The organism is uncultured Ralstonia sp. (genome assembly GCA_913056305.1).
In the GTDB taxonomy this organism is placed as follows: domain Bacteria; phylum Pseudomonadota; class Gammaproteobacteria; order Burkholderiales; family Burkholderiaceae; genus Ralstonia.
On the sequence record CAJXMR010000390.1, the window covers coordinates 1 to 2420 of the forward strand.

The 2420-nt window shown below is 62.5% G+C and carries 5 protein-coding genes; all 5 read left to right on the plus strand.

Annotated features, from left to right (window positions below):
* Positions 1 to 989: cbb3-type cytochrome c oxidase subunit I (locus QZ609_RS26415; protein WP_295501449.1), on the plus strand; the 989-nt coding region annotated here is incomplete at its 5' end.
* A gap of 53 nt (positions 990 to 1042) precedes the next feature.
* On the plus strand, positions 1043 to 1174 hold the full coding sequence (locus tag QZ609_RS26420; protein WP_210165691.1) for a cytochrome oxidase small assembly protein: 132 nt from the start codon (positions 1043 to 1045) through the stop codon (positions 1172 to 1174).
* A 33-nt stretch (positions 1175 to 1207) separates the two neighbouring features.
* Entirely contained in the window at positions 1208 to 1822 is a 615-nt protein-coding gene (locus tag QZ609_RS26425; protein WP_295501457.1) for a cytochrome c oxidase assembly protein, read from the plus strand.
* A 4-nt stretch (positions 1823 to 1826) separates the two neighbouring features.
* Complete coding sequence (locus tag QZ609_RS26430) at positions 1827 to 2039, plus strand: DUF2970 domain-containing protein (RefSeq protein ID WP_295501460.1); 213 nt, start codon at positions 1827 to 1829, stop codon at positions 2037 to 2039.
* A gap of 86 nt (positions 2040 to 2125) precedes the next feature.
* A partial coding sequence (locus QZ609_RS26435; protein WP_295501463.1) for a cytochrome c oxidase subunit 3 occupies positions 2126 to 2420 on the plus strand: 295 nt, incomplete at its 3' end.

Genomic DNA, 2420 nt, shown 5'->3' on the forward strand with positions numbered 1-2420 from the left:
GCTGGACGTGGCTGATCACGGCCTACCTGCTGATCGCCGTGATGCCGGTGCTGGCGGGCGCGATCACCATGGTGCTGACCGACCGCCACTTCGGCACGAGCTTCTTCTCGGCCGCCGGCGGCGGTGACCCGGTCATGTACCAGCACATCTTCTGGTTCTTCGGGCACCCCGAGGTGTACATCATGATCTTGCCGGCGTTCGGCATCATCAGCCAGATCGTGCCGGCCTTCGCGCGCAAGCCGCTGTTCGGCTACAGCTCGATGGTGTACGCCACGGCGTCGATCGCCATTCTGTCGTTCATCGTGTGGGCGCACCACATGTTCGCGACCGGCATGCCCGTGACCGGCCAGCTGTTCTTCATGTACGCGACGATGCTGATCGCGGTGCCGACCGGCGTGAAGATCTTCAACTGGGTGGCTACGATGTGGCGCGGCTCGATGACGTTCGAGACGCCGATGCTGTTCGCGATCGGCTTCATCTTCGTGTTCACGGTGGGCGGCTTCACGGGCCTCATCCTGGCCGTGGCCCCGATCGACATCCAGCTGCAGGACACCTATTACGTGGTGGCGCACTTCCACTACGTGCTGGTGGCCGGCTCGCTGTTCGCGCTGTTCGCGGGCTTCTACTACTGGGGTCCGAAGTGGTCGGGCTACATGTACAACGAGACGCGCGGCAAGATCCACTTCTGGGGTTCGATGATTTTCTTCAACCTCACGTTCTTCCCGATGCACTTCCTGGGCCTGGCCGGCATGCCGCGCCGCTATGCGGACTACCCGCAGCAGTTCGCCGATTTCAACCAGGTCGCGTCGATCGGTGCGCTGGGCTTCGGCCTGATGCAGGTGTATTTCTTCTTCTTCGTGGTGCTGCCGTCGTACCGCGGTGGCGAGAAGGCCGCCGACAAGCCGTGGGATGGCGCGGAAGGCCTGGAGTGGACCGTGCCGTCGCCGGCGCCGTTCCACACCTTTGAAGAACCGCCGCACGTGCACTAATGCAGGTGTCGCGGGGCTGGTTGGTGCCGGCCCCGCGATCCGCCCCGAGAACGATGTCGAATCCACAAAAAAGCCCAACGCCCGAGCAGCGTGCCAACAATCGCCGCCTCGCGTTCATCCTCGCCACCATCGCGTTGGTCTTCTTTCTGGGTGTGATTTTCAAGCGCGTGGTGTTCGGCAGCTAGCCGGGCACGCGCAGCGCTGATCCGAGACCGCATATGAGCCAGACCCCGGCGCAGCCGGACCCGACCCCGCACGACACCGAGCAGGCCGTCGAGCGCCGCCTGAACCGCTCCATGCTGGGCAAGCTGGCGGTGGTGGTGGTGATCATGTTCGGCTTCGGCTACGCGATGGTGCCGCTATACAAGAAGATCTGCGAGGTCACCAACATCAACGTGCTGAACACGCGCGATGAAGATGGCGGCGCGCTGCGCAACACGCAGGTCGACACGAGCCGCACCATCACGGTGGAATTCGATTCGAACAGCCAGGGGCCGTTCCGCTTCCGCCCGGTCAAGAACAGCATGGAAGTCCATCCGGGCGAGATCAACCAGATCGTCTACGAGGTGGTGAACAAGGAGGGGCGGCCGGTGTCGGCGCAGGCCATTCCGAGTTACGCGCCCAAGCAGGCAACCGAGTTCTTCAAGAAGATCGAGTGCTTCTGCTTCAAGCAGCAAACGCTCACGGCCAACGAGTCACGCGAGATGCCGGTGGTGTTTGTGATCGATCCCGATCTTCCGAAGGACGTGAAGACGATCACCTTGTCCTACACTTTCTTTGAAATCCACACGCCGGCGCCACAATCGCCGGCGATCCCGGGCAAGGGAACGTGAGGACATGGACGAACTGAAGCAAGCAACGAAACGACGCGCGTCGTTCGCGCAGACGATGAAGGCGGTGTTCTGGTCTTTCTTCGGGGTGCGTAAGGGCCGCGATCACGATCAGGACATGGCGCAGCTCAACCCGGTCCACGTGATCATCGCGGGTGTGCTGGGGGCGGTGTTGTTCATCGTCGTGCTGCTGTTGATCGTGCGCGCGGTGGTGGGTTGAGGAGGCGGTCTGGCGTGGTCTGAGGCGACCACGGTAGGCCGGGCAATTGGGTTTGATTCAATAAAAATAGCGCTGGAGAACAAGAGATGAGTGCGAATCGAGCGAACGCTCCGTACTACTTCGTGCCTGGGCCGTCGCGGCATCCGATTTCGGCCAGTATCGGCCTGCTGATCGTGCTGCTGAGTTCGGCGGCGTGGGTCAACGCGCAGCCGTGGGCGCCGTGGACCTTCCTGATCGGCATGCTGTGGTTCCTGTTCGTGCTGCGCGCGTGGTTTGCCGACGCCATCTCCGAATCCGAGGGCGGCCAGTACGGCGAGCGCGTGGACGCCTCGTTCCGCTGGTCGATGAGCTGGTTCATCTTCTCGGAAGTGATGTTCTTCG

Excerpts from the sequence above, each read along its gene's own strand:
- QZ609_RS26420 (WP_210165691.1), top strand. The coding sequence starts at position 1,043 with ATGTCGAATCCACAAAAAAGCCCAACGCCCGAGCAGCGTGCCAACAAT.
- QZ609_RS26430 (WP_295501460.1), top strand. The coding sequence starts at position 1,827 with ATGGACGAACTGAAGCAAGCAACGAAACGACGCGCGTCGTTCGCGCAG.
- QZ609_RS26425 (WP_295501457.1), top strand. The coding sequence starts at position 1,208 with ATGAGCCAGACCCCGGCGCAGCCGGACCCGACCCCGCACGACACCGAG.